Here is a 26,943-nt window from a genome sequence, read left to right as displayed (position 1 = left end):
CCGTCCCCCGGGCCGCCTTCTCGTGTTCCCGGGCCGGCTTCCCGTCACCCTCGGGCCGCTTCCCGTCACCCACCTCATCCACCGCGCCTGCTGGACGCGCGCTCGTGTCGCAGCCACCGCCGCCCTCCCGCCGCCCGTCAACGCCTCCACTGCAGCAGCCCTCAGCGGCGGGTACGCGTGCAGGCGGGCATGCCGGTTGCGCGACCGGCACGGCACGGTCGGCGGGGCCGCCGGCCAGGCTCCAGCGGGGGCATGGTTCCGGAGCACACGCGGAAAGGGCCCGGGGCGCGCGGGGCATGGCGCCGGAGTGCGTGGGGAGGTGCCAGAGCACGTGCGGAAACGGGCCGGAGCGCGCGGGGCATGGCGCCGGAGTGCGTGGGGAGGTGCCGGAGCACGTGCGGAAACGGGCCGGAGTGCGCGGGGCATGGCGCCGGAGGATGGGTGTCAGGAAATACGGCGCCCGAGGCGAGGCGGGCGGCAGGACGCGCGGTTGATCGCAGGAGACGTGACGTTGAGCTGGCGGCTCATGCGGCGATGACCGCAGCTTGCGTGCTCGACCCGCTGGTGCGCTCGCCCGCCTGTGCGTCGGCCCGCTCATCCGTGCGACGGTGCATCCGTCGGCCCGTCCGTGCGTCCGCTCGCTCGCTCGTCCGTCCATCAATCCGTGCGTTCGCCCGTCCGTGTGTCATGCGCCCATACACCCGCCGCCCGCGCTGGCCCGCCCGCTCGTCCGCATGCCCGCCCGTCCGTCCTCCCGTCCGTCCTCCCGTCCGTCCTCCCGCCCGTCCGCCCGCGCGGCGGTGCGCCCGTCCGTGTGCCTGCACGTCTGTGCGGCGGTGCGCCCGTCCGTGTGCCTGCACGTCTGTGCGCGCGCCCGCTCGTGAGTCAACGAGCTCGTGGGCATGCCGCGTGTACGTCCTGCGTCTCCTGCCGGGAAACCGACGCCTCCAGCGGACGCAGGTTCGGCGGCGGTGTGTGTCGTCGGCGACGAGGAGCCCCCCGGAACCTGGTACGGGGAACGCGAAGTGCCCGCATCCGCCGGGTGGACGTCGAAGACTCCGGAAGGAGGACGTCGGTCGCCGCGAATGCGGGCACTCTGTGGTGATCCGGAGTTCATCGCCTTGGCGGACTCCGGGGGTGGCGCAGGGAGCGCGCCACCGGGCTCAGGCTATGGCGTGAGCCCGATCACCTGAACCGGTCGTGGTCGAAGCGGTTGTGGTTGTGGTTCCGGTTGATGATGACGATCCGTATACGGCCGTGGCCGTGGTGGTGGTGCCGGCGCCACTTGCCCCAGCGGCCCCAGCCCCAACCGCAGCGACGCTTGTGGCAGTGACCGCCCGCCAGGACGGACGTGCCCGCGCTGACCTGGGTAGCGGCACTGGCAGCGGTCGTGGTCGCGCCCGCGGCGACCACGCCACCGGTCAGCGCCGTGCTGACGGCGAGGCCTGCGATAACACTTTTGAGCTTGGGCATTGCGTTTTCCCCCTAAAGGATCGATTGCCCCGTTCTCCCGTTTCCTGTGATCGCGAGGATCGGCGGGAAGCGGGATCGGATGCCTCGCTAGCGATTCATCCGTGGTCTACATATATCCGACTCAGTGACCAACTAACCGGAATTGTCCAGTTTTGCCGGATAGTAGAGACCTGCATGGCCTTTGTGGGGATCGCCGCCGCTATATGCCCGAACAAATGCAGCGAGGGCCCCCTGGCGGATGCCAGTGGAGCCCTCACCGGGAGTGCCGTGCGAGATGAGGAGAAATGATCCCGATATTCGCGGTCGTGTTCACGTCGCTGTGCACGACGGCCATTCACGGATAACGGGTGTTCATCCCTGCGCCATCATTTCGCGGTCATGTCACCAACCACGGTTGTGGTGGTGGTGCCGGCGCTCGCCGTTCTCGTTGCGGTTGTCATTGCGGATGACGACGCAGATGTTCCCGCGGTGGTGACGACGGTGTCCCCAGCCCCAGCCCCAGCCGCCACCGTGGTGGTGGCCGTGACGCTTGCAGCTTTGGCGGTGGTGACGCCGGTGTCCCCAGCCCCAGCCCCAGCCGCCGTCGTCCCCAGTGACGACGGACGGGCCGGTGCGGACCGGGGTGTTGGCCTCGGCGCTGGTCGCGCCCAGGCCGACCACGCCGCCGGTCATCGCCGTGCTAAGGGCGAGGCCTGCGATAACACTCTTGAGCTTGGGCATTGCGTTTTCCCCCTAAAGGATCGGTTGCCCCGTTCTCGACGTTTCCGGGTTACCTGAAAACAGGTCTTGGACGGCTGCTGAAGAGTCATCCGTGGAAAGTCATTTCCGGGGCTGCGGGTGGGCAAACAGGAATCACTCTATTTTGCTGTGCATTGTCAATCTTATTGCTCGGCTTAAACGTCTATCCAATGAAATGACATGATATGTCCGATTGTGCCGCAACCCGGAGGGCCGCAGCACGGAATGGCGGATACTGCCCGCCCGGCATCCGGATGTCCTGGGCGCGCGAGCGCAATATCCTGATCTGATTTCTGGCGTACGTATTCGCCGGCGTGATGAAATGGCGCGACCTGCCGGCGGCACGGAATGGCGCGTCGGCGGGCATGCTCGAATGAGTGCGGCTGCGCCGCACCTTCGTCGATCCCGCCATTAACGCTGAGTGCCTCGGCGATTACGCTAGGTTTCGCTGGTCTGATGCTTTCCGAGCCATGCCTGCCATAAACGGCAAACGGCAGCTTTTGCCGCAGTCTTGGGCTGTCATGAGATCCCTTAGATATCTATGAAGCGATATATGTCGATATGTCCGAATCGGCGTAGCCAGGCAAGCCGCCCGTCACGGCGCCGGCCGCGCCGGTATTGCGTGGTTATCGTTGAGGAGAGGGGAAGAAACGCCCGAGCGCGACGAAGGAGGTTCGATGATGACCGCGGAGCCGGTCCCGCACTGGCCGGGACGCATGATCGGCTCGGTGCACGTCCGATCCACCCAGCCGGCCCCAGGCGAGACCCGGGCCGGTTCCTCCACCGCCAGGCCGCCCCATGGCGAGGGGCCGGGCGCGGCGCACGCGCAGGCGGTCAGGGAGGGCCCGACGGAGCAGGCCGTCTTCGTGCACGGGCTGGCGGGTTCGGCGACCAACTGGACCGACCTCATGGACGAGCTCAAGAACGAGGTCACCTGCCACGCCCTGGACCTCCCCGGCGCGGGTCACTCGCCGGTCCCCGCCGACGGCGACTACACCGTCGCGGGCCACGCCAAGGCCGTGGTCGGCCTGCTGGAGCGGACGGGACCGGCCCACCTGTTCGGCAACTCGCTCGGCGGCGCGGTCTCCGTCAGGGTCGCCGCCTGCCGTCCCGACCTGGTCCGCTCGCTCACCCTCATCTCGCCCGCGCTGCCCGACCTGCTCCCCAGGTACGGCCCCGTCCGCGTGGCCGCCGCCGCGCTGCCCAAGCTGGGGGAGTGGGCGGCGAACACGATGCGGCTGCTCCCGGCGGAGCAGCGGGTCAGCGCCTCGCTCGCCATGGTCTACGCCAACGCGGCCGCCGTCCATCCCGACCGCCTGCGCGAGGCCGTGGACGAGCAGCGCAGGCGCGACGACCTCCCCCACGCCGGTGAGGCCGTGATCGCCTCCGCCCGGGGCATCGTCGCCGAATACTTCCGCTTCGGCGAGGACAACCTCTGGCGCCAGGCGGCGAAGGTCAAGGCGCCGACCCTGATCGTGCACGGGCGGCACGACCGTCTGGTGCGCCCGGCCATGGCCGCGAAGGCGTACCGTACATTCCGGAAGGTCAGGCTGGTGTTGCTGCCCACGGCCGGGCACGTGGCGATGATGGAGACACCGCAGGTCGTGGCGGCGGAGGCGCGCCGTCTGATCGGTGAGACGCGATTGGGGAATGCCCGACTCGCCAGCTAGGTTTCAAGGTGAGATGAGACCCCTGCAAACGGGAGCGTAGAAAGTGTCGTTGCCACCGCTGGTCGAGCCGGCCGATGAGCTGACCGTCGACGAAGTGCGCCGCTACTCGCGTCACCTGATCATTCCCGATGTGGGCATGGCGGGGCAGAAGCGGCTGAAGAACGCCAAGGTGCTGTGTGTGGGCGCCGGGGGCCTGGGCTCGCCCGCGCTGCTCTATCTCGCGGCGGCCGGCGTCGGCACCCTCGGCATCATCGACTTCGACGTGGTCGATGAGTCCAACCTGCAGCGCCAGGTCATCCACGGCCAGTCCGACGTGGGCAAGCCGAAGGCCGAGAGCGCCGCCGCGTCGGTCCGTGAGATCAACCCGCTGGTCGACGTCGTGATCCACAACACGGCGCTGACCACGGAAAACGTCATGGAGATCTTCTCCGGCTACGACCTCATCGTCGACGGCACCGACAACTTCGCCACGCGCTACATGGTGAACGACGCCGCGGTGCTGCTCGGCAAGCCGTACGTCTGGGGGTCGATCTACCGCTTCGACGGGCAGGCGAGCGTGTTCTGGGCCGAGCACGGCCCGTGCTACCGCTGCCTCTACCCTGAGCCCCCGCCTCCCGGCATGGTGCCGTCGTGCGCCGAGGGCGGCGTGCTCGGCGTGCTGTGCGCGTCGATCGGCTCCATCCAGGTCAACGAGGCCATCAAGCTGCTGACCGGCATCGGCGAGCCGCTGGTCGGGCGGCTGATGATCTATGACGCCCTGGAGATGAAATACCGCGACGTCAAGGTCCGCAAGGACCCCGAGTGCGTGCTGTGCGGGAAAAACCCGACGGTCACGCAGCTGCTCGACGACTACGAGGCGTTCTGCGGCGCGATCTCCGACGAGGCCGCCGAGGCCGCCAGCGGTTCCACGATCACGGCGCTCGAGCTCAAGGGCATGATGGACCGCGGCGAGAACATCTACGTCGTCGACGTCCGCGAGCCCAACGAGTACGAGATCGTCTCCATCCCCGGCGCCACGTTGATCCCCAAGGGCGAGTTCCTCAACGGCTCGGCCCTGGAGAAGATGCCGCAGGACAAGAAGATCGTGCTGCACTGCAAGTCGGGCGCGCGCTCGGCCGAGGCGCTGGCGGTCGTCAAGGACGCCGGTTTCTCCGACGCCGTCCACGTCGGCGGTGGCGTGCTGAGCTGGGTCAAGACGGTCGACCCGAGCCTGCCCAGCTACTGACGGTCTCAAAGGGGCGCTCGCCGTGAATTCCGCACGCCCCTGGCCCACCCTGGTGACGGCCTCCGCGCTGACGCTGCTCTGCGCGGTGGCCGCCGGGGTGGCCGGCAGCGCGGCGGGAACGGAGCTGACCCGCGGGCCGAGCACGGCCGAGCTGCACGCGGCGGCCCAGCGCGAGATCGCCGAACGCTGGCGCGCCTGGCCCACCGGCCGCATCTTCCCCGCCACGCTGCCCTACGCCGCCGAGCAGGGCGGGCGAGAGCGAGCGACGAGGATCGGCATCTCGCCGCGCACCTCGTGCGCGGACTCCGTGGACGCCGGGGCCGCCACGGCGTTGCGTACGGCGGGTTGCCGGGGCGTGCTGCGGGCGACCTACATCGACGCGCTGCGCGGGGTGCTCGTCACGATCGGCGTCGTCGCCATGCGCGACGAGCGGGGCGCTCTGCACGCCAAGTCCGCCTTCTCCGACAACGGCGAACCCGAGCCCGGGCTGCGGCCGCTGGCCTTTCGCGGCACGGTGGCCGACCGGTTCACCCCTGCCGTACGCCAGGCGGGCTCGGTGCGCCAGGCGGGCCCCTACCTCGTGCTGACGACCGCCGGCCAGGTGGACGGGCGGCCCGCCGAGGCGGTGGGCGAGCAGCGGCCCGCCATCTTCGCCTTCGCCACCGAGATCTCCGAGCACGTGCTGTCGAGGCTGAGCACGCCGCGGATGCCCGACTGCACGGCCAAGGAGTGGGCGTGCTGAGGCGGGGCAGAGGCGGTGCGGTGCTGAGGCGGAGTGCGGTGGTGGCGGCGCTCGGGCCGTTGCTGCTCGCGACGCCGCCCGTCCTGGCCGACGACGTGCGGGGCGGCCAGCAGGCGGTGATCGAGACCCTCGACCTCGCCGAGGCGTGGCGCACCGGCAGGGGCGCGGGGGTGCTGGTGGCCGTGCTCGACTCCGGTGTCGACCGGCGCCATCGTGACCTGGCCGGCTCGGTACGCGTGGGCAAGGATTTCACTGAGGGCGCAAACCCGCGGGGCGTGACTCCGCGCAGGTTGCACGGCACGTACATGGCCTCGCTGATCGCCGGGCACGGCCACGGGCCCCAGGGAAAACGGGGGATCATCGGCGTCGCGCCCGAAGCAGACGTACTGTCAGTAAGGGTCATCCTCGAGGACGAAGAGCCTGGCTTCCGGGAGTTCAACTCCGCCGAGCGCTTCGAGAACGTGGTGGCCCGTGGCATTCGCTACGCGGTGGACGAGGGAGCAGACGTGATCAACATGTCGATCTCCAAAGAGCTGGCGACCCGGCAGGAGCGTGCGGCCATCCGTTACGCCATCTCCAAGGGCGTCGTGCTCGTGGCCGCCGCCGGCAACCACGGCGACGGCAAGATCGACCGCGGCTTCGCACCCTATTCCTACCCGGCGGCGTTCCCGGGGGTCGTCTCGGTGGGGGCGACGGACCGGCGGTTGCGGCGGGCCGCGTTCTCCAACTGGAACTCCTCGGTGCTGGTGTCCGCGCCCGGCGTGGACATCATGGGCGCGGGTCCCGGCGACGAATACTGGGTCGGCAGGGGCACCTCGCAGGCGACCGCGCTGGTGTCCGGGGTAGCCGCCCTCATCAAAGCGAAATATCCGGATATGTCGCCGCCGCTCGTCGCCCGCGCCCTCTCCACCGGCGCCACCGACCGCCCGCCCGGCGGCTACGACACCGCCACCGGCTTCGGCGTCGTGAACGCCGCCAGGGCGCTGTCCGAGGCCGGCAAGCTCGCCGGGCACACCGAGACCGCCACCGGCGCCGAGGCCCACGACCCGGCCCAGCCGCTGGCCGGCGGCGACGCGGGCCCCGTCAAGGTCATCACCAGGGACCAGCGGCAGGTGACGCTCTACTCCGCCATCGCCGCCGCGGCGGGCGCCGGCGCGCTCGCGTCCCTGGCCGTCATCTTCATCCTGGTCAGGCGCGTACGCCGGGCGCAGAGCTCACAAGAGGCATGATCCGCCTACTTAGGGGGACGAAATAGACAAGCGAACGCGGGAACGAGGCGGTGGTGAAGGCACGTAGGACGACCTCAGGGCTTCCGCGCGCCGGGGGAGAGGCCGCGCAGCGACGGAGCAACCCGCTCGGTGCCGCGACCGGCCGCAGGTCACGCGTCCGCGCATGGCCCGCGGCCAATTCCCGCATGCGCACGGCCGCCCGGCAGCGCGCCCAGATGGAAGACCTCAGGCAGGGCATTCGCTACCGGCGCATCTTCGTCGCGCTGCTCGGCGTCATCGTCGCCGTCTCGGCCGTCGTCGTGCTGCTGGGCACGGTCGGGCTGGTCGCCGAGACCCGCTCGCGCCCGCTGACCGCCGCCGAGCAGAACCAGTACAAGGACGAGGAGATCGCCAGGCGCTGGCAGGCGTGGCCGGCCACGGGCGTCTTCCCGGAAGAGGTGAAGTACGTCGGCCTCGACCGCGCCCAGCAGTACGCCAGGCGCGTCGGCATCGCACCTGAGACCGACTGCGGCAAGGGCGTGGACGCCTCCGTGGCCGGGGTGCTGCAGAGCCACGGCTGCGTCACCATGCTGCGGGCCACGTACACCGACCAGACGGCCGCGTTCGTCATGACGGTCGGCGTCGCCGTGCTGGAGGACGAGGAGTCCAGGGTCTCGGCGACGGACGAGCTCACCAAGGACGACCGCGTCGGCGTGCTGCCGGTCGCCTTCCCCGGCACGGTGACCGAACGCTTCGGCCCGCAGCAGCGCCAGCGCACCGGCTGGGTGGGCGCGGGGCCGTACATCGTGTTCTCGACGGCGGGCTACGCCGACGGGCGCACCAGGGCCGCGGTCCCGCCCGAGGAGATCCTGCACAGTGAGCTGTGGCCGGCGGCCAAGTCGGTCGGCAACCAGATCGCCTACTTCCTGGCGGACCCGCCCAAGGTGCCGCCCTGTACCCAGGGGAACGTGTGCTGAACGCCGTACGCACGCTCACGGCAGCGCTGCTCGTGCTGGCCGGGCCCGCCGCCGACCCCGTACGCGACCAGCAGCAGTGGGTGCTGGACGCGCTCAACATCCAGCAGGCGTGGTCGGTCACCAAGGGCGCGGGCGTCACCGTCGCCGTCGTGGACAGCGCGGTGGACGGCGAGGTCAAGGAGCTCAAGGGCCGCGTGAGCGCCGGCCCCGACATGACCTCGGGCGCGGTGAGCCGCGAAGTGTCGCCGGGCAGGCACGGCACCGCCATGGCCGGGCTGATCGCCGGTTCGGGCGAGGACGGCGGGTTCACCGGCGTCGCCCCGGCCGCGCGCATCCTCTCGCTGCCCCTGGTGACCGACGAGGAGCCCACGATGATCACGCCGGCGCCGGACGACGGGCGCTCGCCGGAGAGCCCGCTGGCCCGCGCCCTGCGCTACGCGGCCAACCACGGCGCCCAGGTCGTCAGCATGTCGATCGGCTCCTACGGCCCGCTCAGGTCCGAGCGCGAGGCCGTCTCCTACGCGCTCGGCAAGGGCGTCGTCCTGGTGGCCGCCGTGGGCAACGACGGCCAGACCGACTACGCCAAGAAGGAGGGCACCTCCTACTGGAGCTTCCCCGCCGGCTATCCGGGCGTCATCGGCGTGGCGGCCACCGACAAGCAGGGCAGGCGGGCGACGTTCAGCAGCGACAACCTGTCGGTGCTGGTCGCGGCGCCCGGCGTCGGCGTGCCCGTGGTCAAGCGCAAGAGCGGCTACGAGATGTCGCAGGGCACCAGCTCGGCCGCCGCGCTCGTGGCGGGCGTGGCCGCGCTGATCAAGTCGCGCTATCCGAAGATGCGTCCGGAGCAGGTGGCCCAGGCGCTGTCGTCGAGCGCCAGGGGCCGGCCCGCCGCCGGTTACGACGACCAGACAGGGTTCGGCGTGGTCGACGCGGCGGCCGCGCTCAATGCCGCCGGGCGCCTGACCGGCGCGAAACGCAGCGTCGTGCCGGGGATGGAGCACTTCGGGGAGGGCGCGGACTCGCCCGTCCCGGCGCCTCCAGGGCCCGACCCGCTCCGCCTGCTGTTGTACGGCGGCGGCGTGCTGGTGGCGCTGGTGGCGTTCTGCGGCGCGGTCATCATGCTCAATCAACGCAAGGAGTGAAAGGCTCCGTACGACGGGAGGAGTAAAGTTCCGCTATGGTCCCCCGTCATGGGATACGAGCTGCGGGTGGTGCGTGAGTCACCACTCGCCTTCGCGGAGCTCGCGAAGGCCATCGCGCCGGCCGGGTTCGAGCTGCGCGGATCTGACGAGATCGTGGCCGGTCACGGGGGCGCCACGCACGCGGTGGCACGCTGGGACGACCAGCTGATCGGCGAGCCCGGCTCCGACTGGCAGGTGGCGCAGCTCCTGCGCCTGTCGGCCGCGCTCGGCGCCCGGCTCGTGGGCGAGGACGGCGAGGTCTACGCGCTGCGTGACGGCGTCATCGAGGTCGAGGCGGGCGGCGGCACGGTGGAGATCGGCAAGTTCGACGAGATCATCGACGCGGGGCCGGCCGCATGGACTCCATGAACCCGTTCGCGGAGAAGGTGCTCGATCTCGTGGAGCGCATCCCGCCGGGCAAGGTCATGGCCTACGGCGACATCGCCGAATACCTCGGCGAGGGTGGTCCGCGTCAGGTCGGGGCGGTGATGTCGACGTGGGGCGGCGGCGTGCCGTGGTGGCGGGTCGTGCACGCGGACGGCAGCGGCGCCGCCCCCGACCACCTGCGAAGATGCCTGGCTCACTGGCGCGAGGAGGGCACGCCGCTGCGCGGCGAGCGGGTGGACATGCGGCTGGCTCGCTGGGACGGGCGTTCAGCGGATTTTCAGTAAGCGGCTTGACCAGCACTTTCGCCGAACGGGCGATTCTGTGACATGTGACGCCCATTACCATGGGCAAAACACTGATGGCGGCCCGAAAGGCGGTGCCTCCCCATGGCCACCGGCGTTACAGCCCAAAGCCAGGGCGGCGATTCGCTCGCCGACCGCCTGAAGGCTGTCCAAGATCTTTGTGATCGTGGCGAGCCTCTCGAAGCGGTCATGCGAGCGGTCGGCCCAGGCGGTCGCGACGCGGCGTTCGACACCGAGGTGCTGAGCGGCCCCTTGGGGAGCCGCATGGACCTCGCGGTCAAACGCGGCGCGGCGCGCCGGCGCGAACTGCTCCAGCTCATCCGCCCCTACCTGGCGGCCGTCGACGCGCGCGTCAAACGTGACCTGCCGGTCGCGCGCCGCGTCATCTGCCACCTGATCGAGCACCGCCCCGACGAGGAGCTCGTCGAGGGCGAGACGCTCACCACGGTCGTGGCCGCGGCGGCCGAGCCGTCCAAGCGCATCCGCAAGGGCCTGCGCTGGTACGCCGAGCTGCCCTTCAGCGACGAGCTGCCGCCCGACCTGCTCCGGCTGCGCCGCTCCGACCTGGTCCCCGTGACCCACATCGACGACATCGTCTGGGTCGACGGCAAGCTGCGCGTCACCGGCTTCGCCTACCTGGCGGGCCTGTCCGTGCGCAGTCGCAGGTTCAACTGGGCGACCGTGGTGCTGCGGGGCCCCCGGTGGCTGCCGCCCATCCGCATGCGCACGCGCCGGGTCCTCGCCCCCGAGGCCACCCACGGGGCTCGCGAGCCCGGCTGCAACTACGACTGGTCCGGATTCACCGCGGATCTCAGCCCGTGGTCGCTGCGCTGGCGCGGCGCCGTGCGCGGCGCGGTGTCCGCCGTGCGCCGCCGCATGCGCCACCGGCCCTCCGTGCCCGACGCCACGACGTGGCGCGCGGAGATCGTGTTCTGGAGCCGGGGGGCGCGGGCCACCGGCCTGCTGCGCGGCTTCTCGATCGGCAGGGCGGAGCGGCCGGCCGGGCGCCGGCTGAAGCCCGGCTGGTGGGCCAGGCCCGTCTGGACGTCCGACAGGGCGCTGCAGGTCGTGCTCCAGCCCAACCGGGCCGAGCTGAAGGGCGTGTCCGTCGACGGCGAACGCCTCGAACTCAAGATCTCCCTCCCCGGCCGTACGGTGACCAAGGGCCACGCCAGGCTGGGCGGCCACCGCATCGCCGCCGACTTCACGGCCTCGGGCGACGGCACGCAGGTCGTCGTCGGGCTGGCCGTGCCCGCGCTGCTGCAGGAGAAGGACGGCCGGCGGCTCTGGGTCGAGCCCAAGGGCGACCCCGCCGCGTCGGTCATGCTCGCCGACCTGGCGGGGACCCGCACGACCGTGGGCGACCGCGAGATCACCGTGCTCGGCGACCGGCGCGACCGCGTCGTCGTCTCCGCCCACCGCATCCGGCCGGTGATCACCTCGGCGGCCTGGGAAGGGCCGGTGCTCGTCCTGCGCGGCGACTATCCCGACGCGCCGGGCTCCCGCACGCTCACGCTGCGGCACAGGTCGGGGCTGTCCTACTGGATTCCCATGGAGCGGTCCGGCGACGCGTTCACCGTACGCGTCGAGCCGGCGGCCATGGACCGTTTCGGCGATGCCGTGCCGCTGGCGTCCGGCTCCTGGAACCTGTCGGTGCGCCACCCCTCGGGTGAGATCGTGCCGCTGCGCGTCGACCACGCCGCGCTGCCCGGGTTCGACGAGGATCCCCGCACGTTCGACGGCCGCACGTACCGGATGATCTCCACGCGGTTCGACGTGCCGGTGGTGACGGTCGAGGAGGACCGTCCCGCCGACGAGCGCGGCGTGGCGGGCACCCACGTGCTGCGCCGCGTGTTCTACCCGGCCCAGCGCACCGAGCCGCTGACGGACGCGACCGCCTACGTCGTCAACGACGGGCGTTTGTACGCCGACAGCGTCCGCGCCATCTACGAGGAGCGGCTGCGGCGGGGCGACGACCGCGAGCACATCTGGATCGTCAAGGACGGCGCGTTCGTGCCGGACGGCGGCGCGACCGTCGTGCGTGCCGGCAGCCGCGAGCACCACGCGGCGCTGGCCAGGTCACGCCACATCATCACCAACGCGTTCCTGCCCACGTGGTTCCGCGCCCGCGAGGACCAGGTCGTGGTGCAGACCTGGCACGGCACCCCGGTCAAGCACATCGGCAACGACCAGCCCCACATGCAGCGCGACCCGAAGCCGCCGATCTGGCACCGGCAGGCGGCGGAGGTGCGCGGCTGGGACCTGCTGCTGTCGCAGTCGCCGTGGGCCACACCGGTGCTGCGCAAGGCGTTCGGCTACAAGGGCGAGGTGCTGGAGAGCGGCCTGCCCCGCAACGACGTGCTCACCTCGCCCGACCGCGACGCGCTCGCGGCGGCGGTGCGCGAGCGTCTCGGGCTGGCGCCGGGCAAGCGGGTGGTCCTGTACGCGCCGACGTGGCGTGACTACGACCGCAAGAACGCCATGGTCAAGCTCGACCTCGCCAAGGCCAGGGAGGCGCTGGGCGCCGACCACGAGATCCTTGTACGGGCCCACCCCATGCAGGCCATGCCCGCCGTCCCCGACATCGCCCGCGACGTCACCACATATCCAGACATAGCCGAGCTGCTTCTGGTGACCGACGTCCTGGTGACCGACTACTCCTCGGTCATGTTCGACTTCGTCTGCACCGGCCGCCCGATCGTGTTCTACGGCTACGACCTGGCGAAATACGCGTCGAAGCGGGGACTCTACCTCGACCTGCCCGAGCAGGCGCCGGGTCCGGTGCTGTCGACGTCGGCCGAGGTGATCGACGCGCTGAGGTCGATCGACGAGGTGGCGGCGGCACACGCGGACCGTTACGACGCCTTCCGCGCCACGTTCGCGCCCAAGGACGACGGCAAGGCCACGGCGCGCGTGGTGGACCACCTGTTCCCCTGACGGGGGCGGCGGCCGGTCGTCAGAAGAGGTCGGGCAGGTCCGGCAGGAGGAGGCACCTGCCGGGATCGGCGGGCGGCCGTGCCGCGCCACCGTGGGGGATGTGCTCCACCAGGAGGTAGAGCAGCGCCGCCACGCTGGTGCCGCAGACCATCTCCCCGCCGGCGATGAGCCCGCGGACCAGGGAGAGGTGGAGCCACTCCGCCCGCGTGGACTGCGACGGATCGGCGGGCGGCCCGACGCGGGTGGCCGATTCGGCGCGGTAGACGTGGTGCATGCTGTCGGACCCGTTGAGCGGCTGGACGGACAGCAGCGGGCGCAGAGGGCCGGGCCGCCATCCGGTCTCCTCCTCGACCTCGCGGGCCGCCGCCGCGATCGGCATCTCGCCCTCGTCGATCCGCCCGTGCGGGATCTCCCAGCCCCAGGTGTCGGTGACGAAGCGGTGCCCGCCAGATCAGCAGCACCCGGTCGTGGCCGTCGGTGACGACGACCCCCGCGCCGGGCATGGTGCGGACGAGCCGGTGGCCGAGGTGGCGCCCGTCGGGCAGCTCCATGTCGGCGACCCTGAGGTCCAGCCACTCGTCGGAGTACAGCGACGTCTCGGAGTGGACCAGCCAGCGCATAACCCCCGGTTACCGGACGTCACTTTCTGTATGCAGAGGTGAAGCTCAGGGCGAACGGCGGGGCGGCGTGTCGCCGGGGATCTGGATATTTGCCTCGGTACGGTAGGCGGATCGTGCGAGGAGACCGGGCAAGTCGGCACGATCTACCCCTGTGGTCTGGTGGAATCTAGTGTTGTGAGTGGTCAGACCTGGCGGCTGGTGCGTCGCGGCAACGGCGGCCCTGTTGTGCCTCCTGTGCTCGACGAGCACCAGCGTGCCGTGGTCGAACACGGGAGCGGTCCCCTCCTCGTCCTCGCCGGTCCCGGCACCGGCAAGACCACCACGATCGTGGAGAGCGTCGTCGACCGGATCGAGCGGCGGGGCCTCGACCCCGAGCGGGTGCTCATCCTCACCTTCAGCAGGAAGGCCGCCGAGGAGCTGCGCCAGCGCGTCACCGCCCGCCTGCGCCGCACCACCCGCACCCCGCTCGCCCTCACCTTCCACTCCTACGCCTACGCGCTCCTGCGCCGCGAGTCCGTGCTGGCAGGCAAGCCCCCGCCGCGCCTGCTCACCGGTCCCGAGCAGCTCCTGGAGATCCGCCGCCTGCTCCACGGCGAGCTGGAGAACGGCGCGCCCGACTGGCCGGCGTCGCTGCGCGAGCCGCTCAAGACCCGCGGGTTCGCCGAGGAGCTGCGCGACTTCCTGTCGCGGGCCAACGAGCGCGGCCTCGACGCCGAGCGCCTCGTCGCGCTCGGCCGGCGGCACGGGCGCGCCGACTGGGCGGCGGCCGGCCGGTTCGCCGAGCGTTACCAGGACAGGTTCGACCTCGACCCCGAGGAGACCTACGACTACGCCGAGCTGGTCAGGGCCGCCTCGGCGCTGCTGGCCGGGCCTGACGTGCTGGCGCGCGAGCGGGCCGCGCACGACGTGGTGTTCGTCGACGAGTACCAGGACACCGACCCGGCGCAGGAGCTGCTGCTCGCCCAGCTCGCGGGCGACGGCCGTGACCTGGTCGCGGTGGGAGACCCCGACCAGTCGATCTACGGCTTCAGGGGCGCCGACGTGCAGGGCATCATGAAGTTCCCCGAGCGTTTCCCGGCCCGCGACGGCCGCCCCGCCCCGGTGCTGGCGCTGCGGGCCTGCCGCAGGAGCGGTGCCGACCTGCTGGAGGCCTCGCGCCGGGTCGCCGCCCGGCTGCCGGTCGCCCCCATGCCCGACCACGCGTACGGGCACGAGCACGACCACCGCGACCTGGCGCCGCTCCCCGAGGCCGAGGCCGGCGACGTGCGGGTGCTGCTGGCCGACAGCACCAGCCAGGAGGCCGCCATCGTGGCCGACACCCTGCGGCGGGCCCACCTGATCGACGGCGTGCCGTGGCACCGGATGGCGGTGCTGGTCCGCTCGGCCAAGCGCCAGGTGCCGCTGCTGCGGCGGGCGCTGGTCAACGCGGGCGTGCCGACGATGATCGCGGGCGACGAGGTGCCGATCGCCCAGGAGCCGGGCGTGCGCCCGCTGCTCACGATGTTGCGGGTCGCGCTCGACCCGGCCCAGCTCGACGAGGCGGTGGCGGAGGAGCTGCTGACGGGCCCGCTCGGCGGCACCGACATGATCGGCGTACGCCGGCTCCGCCGCGCTCTCAAGATCGCCGAGAACGACGCCGTGGCCGCGCTGCGCGAGACGGACACTGGCGACGACGAGCGGCCGTTAGTGGCACGCTCGTCCGGCGAGCTGCTCGTCGCCGCCGTGCAGGACGTGCGCGAGCTCACCCGCGTCGAGCCCCACATCGCCCTGCCCGCCGAGCGGGTCGCGAAGCTCCTCGCCACCGCCAGGGAGGCCGCACAGCAGGAGGGCACCGCCGAAGACCTCCTGTGGGCCGTGTGGCAGGGCAGCGGCCTGTCCGGGCGCTGGACCGACCTGAGCCTGGCGGGCGGCCCCAGGGGCGCGCAGGCCGACCGCGACCTCGACGCCGTGGTGGCGCTGTTCGACCACGCGGCCAGGTTCGTCGACCGCATGCCCAAGGCGGGCCCCGAGGTGTTCATCGACGACCTGGCCGCCCAGGAGATCCCCGGCGACACGCTGGCCGACCGGGCGCCCGACGGCGACGCCGTACGCGTGCTGACCGCCCACCGCTCGAAGGGCCTCGAGTGGGACGTCGTCGTGGTCGCGGGTGTGCAGGAGGGCGTCTGGCCGGATCTGCGCCTGCGCGGGTCGCTGCTCGGCGTCGAAGACCTCGTCGAGGTGGTCGAGGGTGCCGAGCCGAGCGCCGCGTCGCTGGTCTCCAAGCTGCTGGCCGAGGAGCGCAGGCTGTTCTACGTGGCCGCGACCAGGGCCAGGCGCAGGCTCGTGGTGACGGCCGTGGGCGGCGACGACACCGACGAGCGGCCGTCCAGGTTCCTGAGCGAGCTGATGCCGGGCGCGGTCGAGACGGCCACGGTCGACGACCGCGCCCGCTGGCTCACCATGTCCGCGCTCGTGGCCGACCTGCGCAGCGCGGTGACCGACCCCACCAAGCCGGCGAAGATGCGTCAGAGAGCCGCGCGCCAGCTCGCCCGCCTGGCCGCCGCGGGGGTCCAGGGAGCCCACCCCAACGACTGGTACGCCCTCACCCCCATCTCCGACGATCGCGCCCTGAGCTGGCCCGACGGGGTCGTCAGCATCTCGCCGTCGGCGGTCGAGAGCTTCACCAAGTGCGGCCTGCGCTGGCTCCTGGAGACGGCGGTCGGGGCCGCGGGCACCAGCACCGCCCAGGGCCTGGGCAACGTCATCCACGCGCTGGCCGTCCTGGCGGCCACCGACCTGCCCAGCGAGGATCTCCTCGGCGACCGCCTCGACCAGGTCTGGAACGATCTCGACTTCGGCGGCGTCTGGTACAACCGCAAGCAGCGCCAGGTCGCCGAGCAGATGATCGGCAAGTTCCTGCGCTGGCACAAGGAGAATCCGCGCGAGCTGGTGGCGCTGGAGGAGGCGTTCACCGCGATGCTCTCCGACGGCGTGCAGATCAAGGGCAGGGTCGACCGGGTCGAGCGCGACTCCGGCAATCGCGCGGTCATCATCGACCTCAAGACCGGCGGCGCCAAACCCAAGGCGGGTGATCTCGACCGCCATCCCCAGCTGGGCGTCTACCAGCTCGCGGCGCTGCTCGGCGCGTTCGCCCGGCACGGCATGACCGAGCCGGGCGGCGCCGCGCTGGTGCAGGTGGGCAAGGCGGCGGGCAAGAAGGAGGCGCTGGAGCAGCGGCAGGGCGCGCTGGCCGACGACCGGGACCCCGGCTGGGCCGCGGACCTGGTCGACACCGTGGCGACCGGCATGTCGGGCCCGTTCTTCCAGGCCAAGGTCAACGACGGCTGCCGCACCTGCGCGGCCAGGGCGAGCTGCCCGGTCAACGACAACGGGGGCCAGGTGTGCTGACCCCGGCCGAACTCGCCGGCAAGCTCGGCATCCTGCCCCCCACCCGCGAGCAGTCCGCGGTCATCGAGGCGCCGCTGGAGCCGACCGTCGTCATGGCGGGCGCGGGCTCGGGCAAGAGCGAGACGATGGCCGGGCGCGTGGTCTGGCTGGTCGCCAACGGCCTGGTCAAGCCGGAGAACGTGCTCGGCCTGACGTTCACCCGCAAGGCCGCGGCCGAGCTGGCCACGAGGGTCAGGGAGCGGTTGTCCGGCCTGGCGGAGGCCGGCCTGGTCGAGCCGGGCGCGCTCGACAACGAGCCCACCGTGTCCACCTACCACGCCTACGCCTCCCGCCTGGTGACCGACCACGCGCTGCGCGAAGGGCTGGAGCCGACCATGCGCCTGGTCACGCCCGCCGTGTCGTGGCAGCTCGCGTCGCGGGTGGTGGCGATGTACGACGGGCCGATGGACAAGATCGAGCTGGGCCCGCCGTCGGTCACGGCCGCCGTGCTGGAGCTGGCGGGCGAGCTGTCGGAGCATCTGCGCTCGCCCTCCGACGTCAGGCGGCTGGGCGGGTGGCTGAAGGACCGCCTCGCCGCGCTGCCCGGCCGCACCACGCTCGCGCAGCGCAGGCCGCTCGGCGTCCAGGAGGCCAGGGAGCAGCTGCTGCCGCTGGTGGAGGCGTACGAACTGCTCAAGCGCCGCCGCGAGGTGATCGACTACGGCGACCAGATGTCGCTGGCCGCCAGGATCGCCGCCGGTCACAAGGAGGTCGGCGAGATCGAGCGCGCCCGCTTCTCCGTGGTGCTGCTCGACGAATACCAGGACACCAGCCACGCCCAGCTCGTGTTGCTGCGCTCCCTCTACGGCGGCGGCCATCCGGTGACCGCCGTGGGCGACCCCTGCCAGTCGATCTACGGCTGGCGCGGCGCCTCCTCCGGCAACCTTCGCCGCTTTTCCCGAGATTTCCGGACAAGCTCGGGAGATCTCGCCCCGGTACGCCAGCTCAGCGTCAGCTTCCGCAACGGCGACCGCGTCCTCGACGTCGCGGCCCGCGTCCAGCTCCCGCTGCGCATGGAGGCCCGCGAGGTGCCGGTCCTCGTCCCCGGCCCCAACCGCGTCGACCGGGGCCGCGTCACCTGCGCCTTCCACGAGACCGCCGAGGACGAAGCCGCGTGGATCGCCGACGGCGTCGCCAGGATCCTGGGCCAGGAGGTCGCCCCCGACGGCATGCCCTGGGGCGAGCACGAGCGCAAGAAGACGCTCGCCGTGCAGCCCCAGGACGTCGCGATCCTGGCGCGTAAGCGCTCGCAGTTCCCGGCCCTGCGCAGGGCGCTCGAGGATCGCGACATCCCGGTCGAGGTGGTCGGTCTCGGCGGCCTGCTCACCGTGCCCGAGGTCAGCGACATCGTGGCCACACTCCGCGTCCTCTACGACGCCACGGCCGGCGACGCGCTGGCCAGGCTGCTGGCCGGGCCGCGCTGGCGCATCGGCCCCGCCGACCTGCGGGTGCTGGGGGAGCGCGCGAGAGAGCTGGCCCGCGAGCTGAGCGAGAGCCACCGCGAGGACGACCCGCTCGACCAGGTGGTGGCCGACCTGGCGGAGGAGCGCGGCAGCCTGGTCGACGCGCTGGACGAGCTGCCCGACAGGGAGGAGTGGCTGGAGGCGTTCTCGCCGCTGGCCCGCACCAGGCTCGTCGCGCTCGCCCACGAGCTGCGTCAGCTCAGAGCCCACACCGCGCAACCGCTGCCCGACCTGATCTCCGAGGTCGAGCGGCGGCTCGGCCTGGACGTCGAGGTGGCCGCGCGCAGCGGCACGGCGAGCGCGTTCGCGGCGCGGGCCGACCTCGACGCGTTCCTCGACGCGGCGTCCAGGTTCGCGGGCGACTCCGAGGATCCGACGCTCGGCGCGTTCCTGGCCTACCTCCAGGCGGCCGAGAGCGAGGAGTTCGGGCTGGAGGCCGGCCGGGTCGGCGAGAGCAACAGCGTCAAGCTGATGACCGTGCACGCCTCCAAGGGGCTGGAATGGCCGATCGTGGTGGTTCCCGGACTGTCGCAGCTCGTCAGCTCGAAGGGGACGATCGCCACGGGCAGCGTGTTCCCCGCCACCCCGGTCATGAACAGCCGCTGGACGGAGAACCCGCGCAAGCTCCCCTACTCCCTGCGCGGCGACGCCGCCGACCTGCCCAGGCTCGGCGGGCTGAGCAAGGAGGAGCTGGCCGCGTTCGACGAGTGGTGCCGCGAGCGCGACCTGATGGAGGAGCGCAGGCTGGCGTACGTCGCGGTGACCCGGGCCCACTATCACCTGATCGCCTCCGGCTACCGCTGGGGCACCGCGACGAAGCCGCTGGAGCCGTCCGACTTCCTGCTGGAGATCCGCGACACCGCCGACCGCGTCTCGTTCTGGGCCGGCGACCTGGCGGAGGGGGCCACCAACCCGCTGCTGGCCGAGCCCGCCGAGGCCGTCTGGCCGGTCACACCGGAGGGGCTGCGCTACGAGTCGGTGCTCGACGGCGCCCGCCTGGTCGAGGACGCCCTCGCCGGCAACCTGCCCGGCGACCTCGACGAGGACGAAGAGGCGGGCGAGCCGCTGCGCTCGTTCGAGGAGGAGCGCCTGCGCGCCTGGGAGCGCGACACCGACCTGCTCCTGCGCGAGCGCGAGCTGCACCGGCGCCGGCCCGCGACGACCGTCGAGCTGCCCGCGAAGCTGACCGTGTCGTCGCTGGTCACGCTGGCCGCCGACGCGCGCGAGCTGGCCCGCAGGATCCGCCGTCCCGTGCCGGTCAAGCCCGCGCCGCTGGCCCGGCGCGGCACGTCGTTCCACAAGTGGCTGGAGACGCGCTGGGACCAGCAGCGGCTGATCGACGACTTCGAGCTCGACCTGTACGACGAGCTCGAAGAGGCCGACGTGCGGCTGGCCGAGCTGCAGGAGCGGTTCGAGGAGAGCGAGTGGGCCGACCGGCGGCCGGTCGAGCTCGAGGTGCCGTTCGAGACCATGATCGCCGACCGGCTGGTGCGCGGGCGGATGGACGCCGTCTTCGAGCGGCCCGGCGGCGGTTACGAGGTCGTCGACTGGAAGACCGGGCAGCCGCCCAGGGGCAGGAAGGCGAGGGCGGCGTCGGTGCAGCTGGCGGCGTACCGGCTGGCCTGGTCGCATCTGGCGGGCGTGCCGCTGGAGCGGGTGGGCGCGGCCTTCCACTACGTACGCGCGAACCGCACAGTGCGCCCGGTCGACCTGCTCGACGCCGACGGCCTGGTGGCGCTCATCGAGAGCGTCAGGATCGCAGATAGTGGAAAGCCGGCTTCGGGTGCATGAGGAAGTCGTGGTGGGAGATGTTCCAGGCGTAGGCGCCGGCCATCTCGAAGACCACGGTGTCGCCCACGCGGGCCGTGGTCCTGATATTTCGGGCGAAAACGTCCTTCGGGGTGCACAGCTGGCCGACGAACGTGATCGGCTCGTCGGCGACCCCCGGCCCCGCGCCCGTGGAAAGGACCGTGAACGGCTGGTCGTGGCCCTTGGTGGCCGGCGTGCGCAGATGGTGGGTGCCGCCCAGCACGATCGCGTACGCCTCGCCGCGCACCCGCTTCACGTCCACGACCCTGGTCACGTAGAAGCCGCAGTAGACGGTCAGCGCCCGGCCCGGCTCGATCCGCAGCCGCCGCCCCCGGCCCAGCGCCGCCAGCCCGGCCCCGTACGCCTCCCAGTCGAACCTCCTCTCCGGCGCGGCATAGGAGACCGCCATGCCGCCGCCCAGGTTGACCTCGTCGTACGCGGCCCCGAGCAGGATCCCGGCCAGCCGCAGCAACTGGTCCGCGTCCAGCCCGCTGGCCAGGTGCGTGTGCAGGCCGCGCAGCCGCACCCGCTCGCCGAACAGCGGCAGGCACTCGGCCACGCCCTCCTCGTCCATCCCGAACGGGCCGCTCATCGTGAGCGCCGCTCCCTCCGCCGGCAGGTCGGGGTTGAGCCGGAGCAGCACGTCGGCCTCCAGGCCCGTGGCGAGCAGGCGGCGCAGCTCGTTCGGCGACTCCACGTGGAGGCGGTGGTGCGGCAGGCGCAGCTCCGCGTCGGTCTTGCCGGGGCCGCCGAGCGCCACCGGCATGCCCGGGAACAGGCTCGTGACGTGGGCGTGCTCGCCACCCGACGACACCTCGAACCCGTCCACGTGCCCGGCCAGCACGCGCAGCAGCTCGGCGTCGGGGTTGGCCTTGACGGCGTAGTACAGCTCGGCCGCCCCCAGTGCCCGCCGTACGGACGCGACGTGCTCGTCCAGCGCGGGCAGGTCATAGAGGTAGGCGGGGACGGCGGGCAGGCTCGTGGCGGCGTCCCGGACGCGGGCGCCGATCACGCGAGCGGGTTGGCGATCGGGACGTAACCGGCGGCGCGGTCGGCCGCCCTGGCCCAGCGCACGCCCAGGTTCGCCTTGGCCGGCAGCGGCGCCCCGGCCAGCAGGTCCGACAGGGGCAGCGGCCGGCCCAGCTCGTCGGCCTGGCGGGCGAGCAGGTCGCGGGCGATGCGCCACAACGCGCGCAGCAGCGCGTCGTCGGGTCCGGCGAGCGTCGCGGCGATCTCGGTGAGGTGGTTGACGAGCAGGCAGTAGACCACCCGGGCCCAGCCGCGCTCGGCGTCGTAGGTGAGGGCGCCGGCGACGTCGGGGTGCAGCCCGCCGAGCTCGTGCCGGCCCTCGACGAGCTTGGTGCCCTCCAGGTCGCGGAAGACGGCCTGCGCGGGCAGGCCGGAGGTGTCCAGGCCGACCAGGACGTTCTGCAGGTGGGGTTCCAGCACCACGCCGTGCGTGAAATACAGCTCCAGCACCGGCAGCGCCACGACCCGCACGTACGCCTCCCACCATGCCGGCGGATCCAGGGCGGGGGCGTCGAGGGCGAGGGCGGCGGCCAGCACCGGGGTCACGCCGGGGGAGCAGGCGGCCCACGGGCTCTGCCTGACGATCACGCCCAGCCCTTCGAGCAGCCTCGGGCCGAGGGCGGCCGAGCGGTAGCCGGGCTCGGGCAGCCAGCGGGTGGCGTGATGCCTGGCCGACACGTCACGAAATACGGGTTCGAGTCGCCTGGTCAGCTCCACGGCCCCGGCCAGCTCGTACCAGGCGTTCTTCCGCACGCAGTTGGTGATCCGTACATCCAGGGAGAACTTCAGGCAGACCTCTGTTCCCGGGGCGTACACCGTCCGTACGGACGAGGTCGGCTGCACCACGGGGCCGGGCCCGAGGTCGACCAGCTCGGCCCCGAACGCGGGACCCAGCAGGTCGAGCTGCCACGGATGCGCGGGCAGCAGCCGGTAGCCCGCCGGCGCGTCGCCCATCGCGTCGAGCGCCGACGTGTCCCCGTCCTGCGCGACGAGGTCCGCCCGCACGCCGAGCAGCCTGACGGGGAACTCGGCGTGCGCCTCCGGCGCGTACCGCAGCCAGCCGGCCCCGCCCCGCGCCTTGGGGCTGGGGTGGAACGGATGGCCGAACACGAGCGCCTGCTCCGACGCCAGCCACGGGTCGGCGGGCGCCACGGCCGCGCCCCTGGCCGCCAGGATCGCCTCCACGGCGTCCCTGCTGGCCGCCACCTGGCCGGCGAACTCGCCGTTGCGCCCGAGCCCTCCCAGCTCGGCCTCGGCCAGCCCGATCAGCTCGTCCGTGGTCAGCACCTGCCACGCGCCGCCGGCCAGGCGCTCCGGCGGGCCGTCGAAGCGCAGCGCGGCGCCGCCGTGGGCACGCACGCGCAGCAGCGTGCCCGCGACCCGCAGCAGCAGGTACGGCGGCGCCGGCCACACCAGCCCGCGCGGCCCGGCCACCTCCCGCACGCAGCAGCGCAGCAGGGCCGCCAGCGTCGCCTCCTCGGCCAGGGCGGAGGGCGCCTCTACGGCCAGTCCCTCAAGGCTCGGCATTCAAGCTCTCCTCAGATAGTTGGGCCCGCTGGTCCCGTAGAACTTGTTGATGTCGCGGGCGCCGGACCGCTCCTTCGCCACGAGCGTCCCGGCTGTGATCATGGACTTGCCGGTCAGCCTGGCGGCGTCGAGCGTCCTGGCGCGCAGGAGCCTGGCCATGGGGTCGTCGCCGTACTCGGCGAGCGCCTCGGCCAGCGTGTCGCGCAGTAAAGCGGACGCGCGGGCGTGCGGCAGCGCCCCGAACGTGACCGCCGCGGCGGCCAGATGCAGCGTGATGGTCACGAAGACGTCGGCCAGCGCGTGCGGATCGTCGTTCAGCATGCGCTCGTCCACGAACTCCGGCACCGCCACCCCGGCGGCGGCCAGCCGCGCCGGTGAGGCCAGCAGCCCGTCGTTGTCCTTGACGAGCAGCTTCATGCGGTCTCCTGCTAGGACCAGGGCGAGGTTCTGCTGGTGGGCCTCCAGCGCGACCCCATAACGCACGAAGAGCCGTACGTTCCACCGGAACAGCAGCCGCAGATAGCCGGGCAGCACGTCGCCCACCTCGTCGAGCACGCCGGGGGCGGCCAACGCGGCGACCGGCACGAGCTCGCCCGCGGGCAGCCGCCTGGCCATCCACGCGAGATGTTCGTCCCCGGTCTGCGCGTAGGTCTGCTCGTCGGCCAGCAGCACGTCGGGGCCGGCCAGCTCGCGCAGCAGCAGCTCGGCCCTGGCGCCGTCGGCGAGCGTCCCCGGCTTGATCGAGCGGCGGTTCCTGGCCCCCAGCGTGCTGATCGGCAGGGGCAGCTTGAGATGCAGCCGGGGGGTGACCTCGACGGTCCGCATGGACAGGGTGGGCCGCACGGTGACCGCGGCCCGGTCGAGCAGGCGTACACCGTCGATCTTCCGCACCTCGCCGGCGGTCAGCGGGTGCACGGGGAAGAGCGCCTCACGGGGGCCCACGGGCAGGCCGGGGTCGGCCTCCGGGGGAAGGCGCACGGCGGAGCCCGGCGCGAGCGCGCCGATCGGCACGGCCGCCCACCGCAGCTCGAAGGCGGGCCCGAACTCCGGCGCGTAGGCCGCCAGCTCGTCCTCGGACAACCCCGGCCGGGCGCGGGAGGTCGGATAGACCGGATGGTCCACGAACGCGGCGCGCGTCTCGTACGAGGGCCGCCGCGCCAGCACCTCGTCCGCCCGCGAGTCGTGCGCCTCCAGCGCGGTCAGCGCCGCCAGGCACTCCTCGAAGAACGCCGCGACCCCCTCGGCGTCGGCGGGGTCCGCCACCTCCACGAGCGTCTCCAGTACCTGCTCCAGGCCCAGCCGCTCGCCCTCGGCGACAACGAAGTCCTGGAACAGCAGCCCTGGCGCCAGGCGCACCCAGCGGCCGTCCGCCAGCAGCAGCCCGACACCCTCCCTGGTCCTGGTGACGCGGGAGGACAGCCCGCCGTAGTCCTCGCGCAGCAGGGCGTTCAGCACCCGCGCGGCGAGGTACGCCTCCCTGGCGCTCATTCGAGCACCCACGGCCGGCGGGCCCGGTAGTCCGCGATGGCCGCGTCGACCCGCGCCCGGTCGGGCCCGACCGCGCGAACGACACCCAGGTAGTCGCGGTTGGTGTGGGTGAGGGAGACGACGTCGCCGACGGCCCGCAACGGCCGGTGCCACAGCCGCACGTCACCCGCGACGACGGACTCGTGACCGGGCGCCTGCTTGATCGTCCCCGGCCGGTCGGCGACCAGGCTGACCGCGCTCCCGTACGCGGTGGCGCCGGGGACGGCGGGCGCCGGCTCGCCGAGGTGCACCCGCAGGATCCACGCGAACAGCGGCGCCCCGAGCACGTCACCCAGCAGGAAGTCGCAGTGGTCGCCGATCACCCGGTAGTTGACCTCGACGATCCTCGGCCCGTGCGGGGTGACGACGTACTCGGTGTGGCAGGCGCCGAACCCGGCCCCGAGCGCCCGCAGCGCCGCCAGCACGTGCTCGTGCGGCCCGTCGGGCGCCCAGTCGAGCCGCTCCTCGACGAAGTACGGCAGCGGCCCCAGCGTCGTCTCGAACCCTCCGAGCACCCGCAGCCCGGTGCCGTCGCCCAGCGTCTCCAGGGTGCGCAGCGGCCCTTCGAGGTATTCCTCCACGACCAGCGCCTCGCCCGGCCGCCGCTTCCTGACCTCGGCCACGGCCCGGTCCAGGTCTCGCTCGACGAGCATGACGTCCTCGCTGGCCACGCCCTCGCGCGGCTTGAGCACGACCGGGTAGGGCAGGTCGTCGGGCACCGGGTCGCCGGGCGCGAGCCGTACGGTGAAGACCTGCTCGACCCCCGCCTCCCGCAGCCGGCGCCGCATGAGGAACTTGTTCTTGGCCGCCGCGCACGCCCGCCAGTCCTTGCCGGGCAGCCCGAAGTAGTCCGCGGCCAGCGCGGTCTCCGCCTGCAGGTGGTCCGAGTTGGAGAAGATCGCGTCGGGTCTGCCGAGCTGCTCGACCGTGTCGATCAGCGCGCGCGGATCCCGCACGTCGCACGCGACCGCGTGCGGATGTTGCTCGGGCCGGTCCGTCAGGACCGTCACCTCGCAGCCCAGCGCGCGTGCCGCGGGCAGGAAGCCGTCCGTCACGGAGTCGGTCGGTTTGAGCGCGGTCAGGTAGAGCCGCAACGCGAGGACCCCCAGGAGAATCAGGTAAGCCTTACCTAACTCCACGATGGTAGCTCAGAGAGATCATCGCGTCGCCCGGATACGTTAATCGGCCGCCAACTGCGAGGTCATAGGATGACATGGAATTCGGGAGGGGACGGCCAGTGGAGACGACCGCGGAAGAGAAACTCATCGGACCACTGCTTCTGGCACGCGGCACCATCGACAGATCCGTGACGCTGCGGGCCGACGAACGTCGGCTGGAGCAGGTGTGGTCGGATCCGGCGACCAGGGTGCTGGTGATCGACAACGGTCACACGCTGGTGCGCAGGCAGGGAGATGAGGTGCAGGCGGTGCTGTTCACCACCGCGGAGGCGCCGCCTGGGCCGCGCTATCTCCTCGGCGTGGAGGGCGGAGCCGCCTACTTCGCGGTCGCCGCGCCGCTGCCCGGCGTCTCCGGAGGCGACGGCAACGGCCGCGTGACGGTGCCGATGAGCCTGCGTGACACGCCCGAGGGCGTGCCGGTGCCCGCCGGGCTGCGCCAGGCGGGCGGCCTGCTCGGCGACCGCGACGCGGGCCTGCTGGTCTACGCCGTGGCGCTGGAGGCCTGGCACACGACCCACGAGTTCTGCCCGCGCTGCGGCGCCCGCACCAGGATCCAGGCGGGCGGCCACATCCGCGTCTGCCCGCAGGACTCCAGCCAGCACTTCCCGCGCGTCGACCCGGCCGTGATCATGCTGATCCGCGACCCCGACGACCGCTGCCTGCTCGCCCGCGGGCCGCAGTGGCCGCAGGGCCGCCTGTCGATCCTGGCGGGGTTCGTCGAGCCGGGCGAGTCGCTGGAGGCCGCCGTCGCGCGCGAGGTGGCGGAGGAGGTCGGCATCACCGTCGTCAACCCGCGCTATCTCGGCAGCCAGCCGTGGCCGTTCCCGCGCAGCCTCATGCTCGGCTTCTTCGCCGATGCCACGACGACCACCCTGACACCCGACGCCGAGGAGATCGCCGAGGCGCACTGGTTCTCCCGTGAGGAGCTGGCGCGGGCGCTCGACTCGGGCGAGCTGCGCCTGCCGCCGCCGGTGTCGATAGCCCGCCGCCTGATCGAGACGTGGTACGGCGGCGAGCTGACCGGCGACTGGTGATCAGGCGGGCTCGAGAAGGGCCTTGACCTCGATGGCCGACGGGTTGGTGCGCACGACGCGGCCGCCCGGGGTGTCGATCACCACGGTCGGCACCACCTGGTTGCCGTTGTTGACGCTCATCACGAACTCGGCCGCGGCGGGGTCACGCTCGATGTCGACCTCGTCGTAACTGATGCCCTCGCGGGCCAGCTGCGACTTGAGCCGCTTGCAGGGGCCGCACCACGTGGTGCTGTAGATCGTGAGCGCCATGTTGGGATATCCCTCCAAGGTCAGGAAGACAGGCGCTCGGTGCAACAACGCGACCCTGCCGCTTAATCCCTGACCTGCCCCCGGCTCCGGCCGAGACGTTGTCCCCGGCTCTAGTACTCCAGTGACACATCGCGATCATGGTTGGGATCTGCGCTGGTAGTGGCAGTGTCGGGCGGTTGCCTGATGGCGGCGGCGCCAGTCTGACCAGCGCAGAATGTCCGTGATCGTGTGGGTCGTGGTC

20 protein-coding genes and 1 pseudogene are annotated in these 26,943 nt (G+C 72.2%); 12 read left to right on the top strand and 9 right to left on the bottom strand.

The genetic code is table 11. The features are described from left to right. Positions 1-1,185: 1,185 nt before the first annotated feature. Together E1292_RS35435 and E1292_RS35430 are read right to left on the bottom strand one after the other, a co-directional pair. Positions 1,186-1,473 carry a hypothetical protein gene (locus E1292_RS35435; RefSeq protein WP_132513708.1) on the bottom strand — a complete coding sequence of 96 codons (288 nt, stop codon included), beginning with the start codon at positions 1,471-1,473 and terminating at the stop codon, positions 1,186-1,188. 381 nt (positions 1,474-1,854) lie between these two features. Continuing rightward, positions 1,855-2,193 (bottom strand): hypothetical protein, encoded by a 339-nt coding sequence (locus tag E1292_RS35430; protein ID WP_132601507.1) that lies wholly within the window; start codon positions 2,191-2,193, stop codon positions 1,855-1,857. A gap of 695 nt (positions 2,194-2,888) precedes the next feature. On the opposite strand from E1292_RS35430, the gene E1292_RS35425 reads away from it, so the two are divergent. The 9 genes from E1292_RS35425 (at position 2,889) to E1292_RS35385 (ending at position 12,840) form a co-directional block, all read left to right on the top strand. Continuing rightward, a complete protein-coding gene (locus E1292_RS35425) occupies positions 2,889-3,881 on the top strand; it encodes an alpha/beta fold hydrolase (RefSeq protein ID WP_246090551.1) in 993 nt (330 codons plus the stop codon). Between the two features lie 43 nt (positions 3,882-3,924). Then, complete coding sequence (gene moeZ, locus E1292_RS35420; protein ID WP_132601504.1) at positions 3,925-5,106, top strand: adenylyltransferase/sulfurtransferase MoeZ; 1,182 nt, start codon at positions 3,925-3,927, stop codon at positions 5,104-5,106. 22 nt (positions 5,107-5,128) lie between these two features. Further along, positions 5,129-5,848 (top strand): hypothetical protein, encoded by a 720-nt coding sequence (locus E1292_RS35415; RefSeq protein ID WP_246090550.1) that lies wholly within the window; start codon positions 5,129-5,131, stop codon positions 5,846-5,848. Continuing rightward, complete coding sequence (locus E1292_RS35410) at positions 5,842-7,077, top strand: S8 family serine peptidase (protein WP_246090549.1); 1,236 nt, start codon at positions 5,842-5,844, stop codon at positions 7,075-7,077. The genes E1292_RS35415 and E1292_RS35410 overlap by 7 nt, the downstream gene beginning before the upstream one ends. A 185-nt stretch (positions 7,078-7,262) precedes the next feature. Beyond that, a complete protein-coding gene (locus tag E1292_RS35405; RefSeq protein WP_246090548.1) occupies positions 7,263-8,033 on the top strand; it encodes a hypothetical protein in 771 nt (256 codons plus the stop codon). After that, positions 8,027-9,175 carry a S8 family peptidase gene (locus E1292_RS35400; protein ID WP_132601495.1) on the top strand — a complete coding sequence of 383 codons (1,149 nt, stop codon included), beginning with the start codon at positions 8,027-8,029 and terminating at the stop codon, positions 9,173-9,175. The genes E1292_RS35405 and E1292_RS35400 overlap by 7 nt, the downstream gene beginning before the upstream one ends. Positions 9,176-9,223: 48 nt before the next feature. Then, a complete protein-coding gene (locus E1292_RS35395; RefSeq protein WP_132601492.1) occupies positions 9,224-9,583 on the top strand; it encodes a hypothetical protein in 360 nt (119 codons plus the stop codon). Then, on the top strand, positions 9,571-9,885 hold the full coding sequence (locus E1292_RS35390) for an MGMT family protein (protein ID WP_132601489.1): 315 nt from the start codon (positions 9,571-9,573) through the stop codon (positions 9,883-9,885). Before E1292_RS35395 ends, E1292_RS35390 begins: the two co-directional genes overlap by 13 nt. A gap of 207 nt (positions 9,886-10,092) precedes the next feature. Then, the gene (locus tag E1292_RS35385) at positions 10,093-12,840 is read left to right on the top strand and encodes a CDP-glycerol glycerophosphotransferase family protein (protein WP_132601486.1); all 2,748 of its coding nucleotides are present in this window, start codon (positions 10,093-10,095) and stop codon (positions 12,838-12,840) included. A gap of 19 nt (positions 12,841-12,859) precedes the next feature. Here E1292_RS35385 and E1292_RS55520 read toward each other — a convergent pair whose 3' ends face one another. Further along, on the bottom strand, positions 12,860-13,219 hold the full coding sequence (locus E1292_RS55520) for an NUDIX domain-containing protein (protein ID WP_342775735.1): 360 nt from the start codon (positions 13,217-13,219) through the stop codon (positions 12,860-12,862). 184 nt (positions 13,220-13,403) lie between these two features. After that, positions 13,404-13,460, bottom strand: a pseudogene (locus E1292_RS56330) (NUDIX hydrolase); the annotation flags it as partial. Between the two features lie 174 nt (positions 13,461-13,634). On the opposite strand from E1292_RS56330, the gene E1292_RS35375 reads away from it, so the two are divergent. After that, positions 13,635-16,847: an ATP-dependent helicase gene (locus E1292_RS35375; RefSeq protein WP_246090547.1), complete on the top strand. Its 3,213-nt coding sequence runs from the start codon at positions 13,635-13,637 to the stop codon at positions 16,845-16,847. Further along, positions 16,841-20,140: an ATP-dependent helicase gene (locus tag E1292_RS35370; protein ID WP_132601483.1), complete on the top strand. Its 3,300-nt coding sequence runs from the start codon at positions 16,841-16,843 to the stop codon at positions 20,138-20,140. Before E1292_RS35375 ends, E1292_RS35370 begins: the two co-directional genes overlap by 7 nt. Here E1292_RS35370 and E1292_RS35365 read toward each other — a convergent pair. From E1292_RS35365 to E1292_RS35350, 4 genes are read right to left on the bottom strand one after another with little or no spacing between them, the layout of a single operon-like run. Beyond that, a complete protein-coding gene (locus E1292_RS35365; RefSeq protein ID WP_246090546.1) occupies positions 20,100-21,170 on the bottom strand; it encodes a type III PLP-dependent enzyme domain-containing protein in 1,071 nt (356 codons plus the stop codon). The two genes, E1292_RS35370 and E1292_RS35365, sit on opposite strands and share 41 nt — an antisense overlap. Next, positions 21,167-22,714 carry an IucA/IucC family protein gene (locus tag E1292_RS53010; protein WP_132601477.1) on the bottom strand — a complete coding sequence of 516 codons (1,548 nt, stop codon included), beginning with the start codon at positions 22,712-22,714 and terminating at the stop codon, positions 21,167-21,169. The genes E1292_RS35365 and E1292_RS53010 overlap by 4 nt, the downstream gene beginning before the upstream one ends. Then, positions 22,715-24,202 (bottom strand): IucA/IucC family protein, encoded by a 1,488-nt coding sequence (locus E1292_RS35355; protein ID WP_132601474.1) that lies wholly within the window; start codon positions 24,200-24,202, stop codon positions 22,715-22,717. Then, positions 24,199-25,380 carry an ATP-grasp domain-containing protein gene (locus E1292_RS35350; protein ID WP_246090545.1) on the bottom strand — a complete coding sequence of 394 codons (1,182 nt, stop codon included), beginning with the start codon at positions 25,378-25,380 and terminating at the stop codon, positions 24,199-24,201. The genes E1292_RS35355 and E1292_RS35350 overlap by 4 nt, the downstream gene beginning before the upstream one ends. A 98-nt stretch (positions 25,381-25,478) precedes the next feature. Between E1292_RS35350 and nudC the strand changes: the two genes are divergently transcribed. Continuing rightward, positions 25,479-26,453 carry an NAD(+) diphosphatase gene (gene nudC / locus E1292_RS35345; protein ID WP_246090544.1) on the top strand — a complete coding sequence of 325 codons (975 nt, stop codon included), beginning with the start codon at positions 25,479-25,481 and terminating at the stop codon, positions 26,451-26,453. Here the strand turns inward: nudC and E1292_RS35340 are convergent, their stop codons facing one another. Next, on the bottom strand, positions 26,454-26,702 hold the full coding sequence (locus E1292_RS35340; RefSeq protein ID WP_132601468.1) for a mycoredoxin: 249 nt from the start codon (positions 26,700-26,702) through the stop codon (positions 26,454-26,456). Positions 26,703-26,943: the final 241 nt, after the last annotated feature.

The sequence above is a fragment of the Nonomuraea deserti genome, assembly GCF_004348685.1.
Classification (GTDB): domain Bacteria; phylum Actinomycetota; class Actinomycetes; order Streptosporangiales; family Streptosporangiaceae; genus Nonomuraea; species Nonomuraea deserti.
This window is presented reverse-complemented; position numbering and strand designations above follow the sequence as displayed.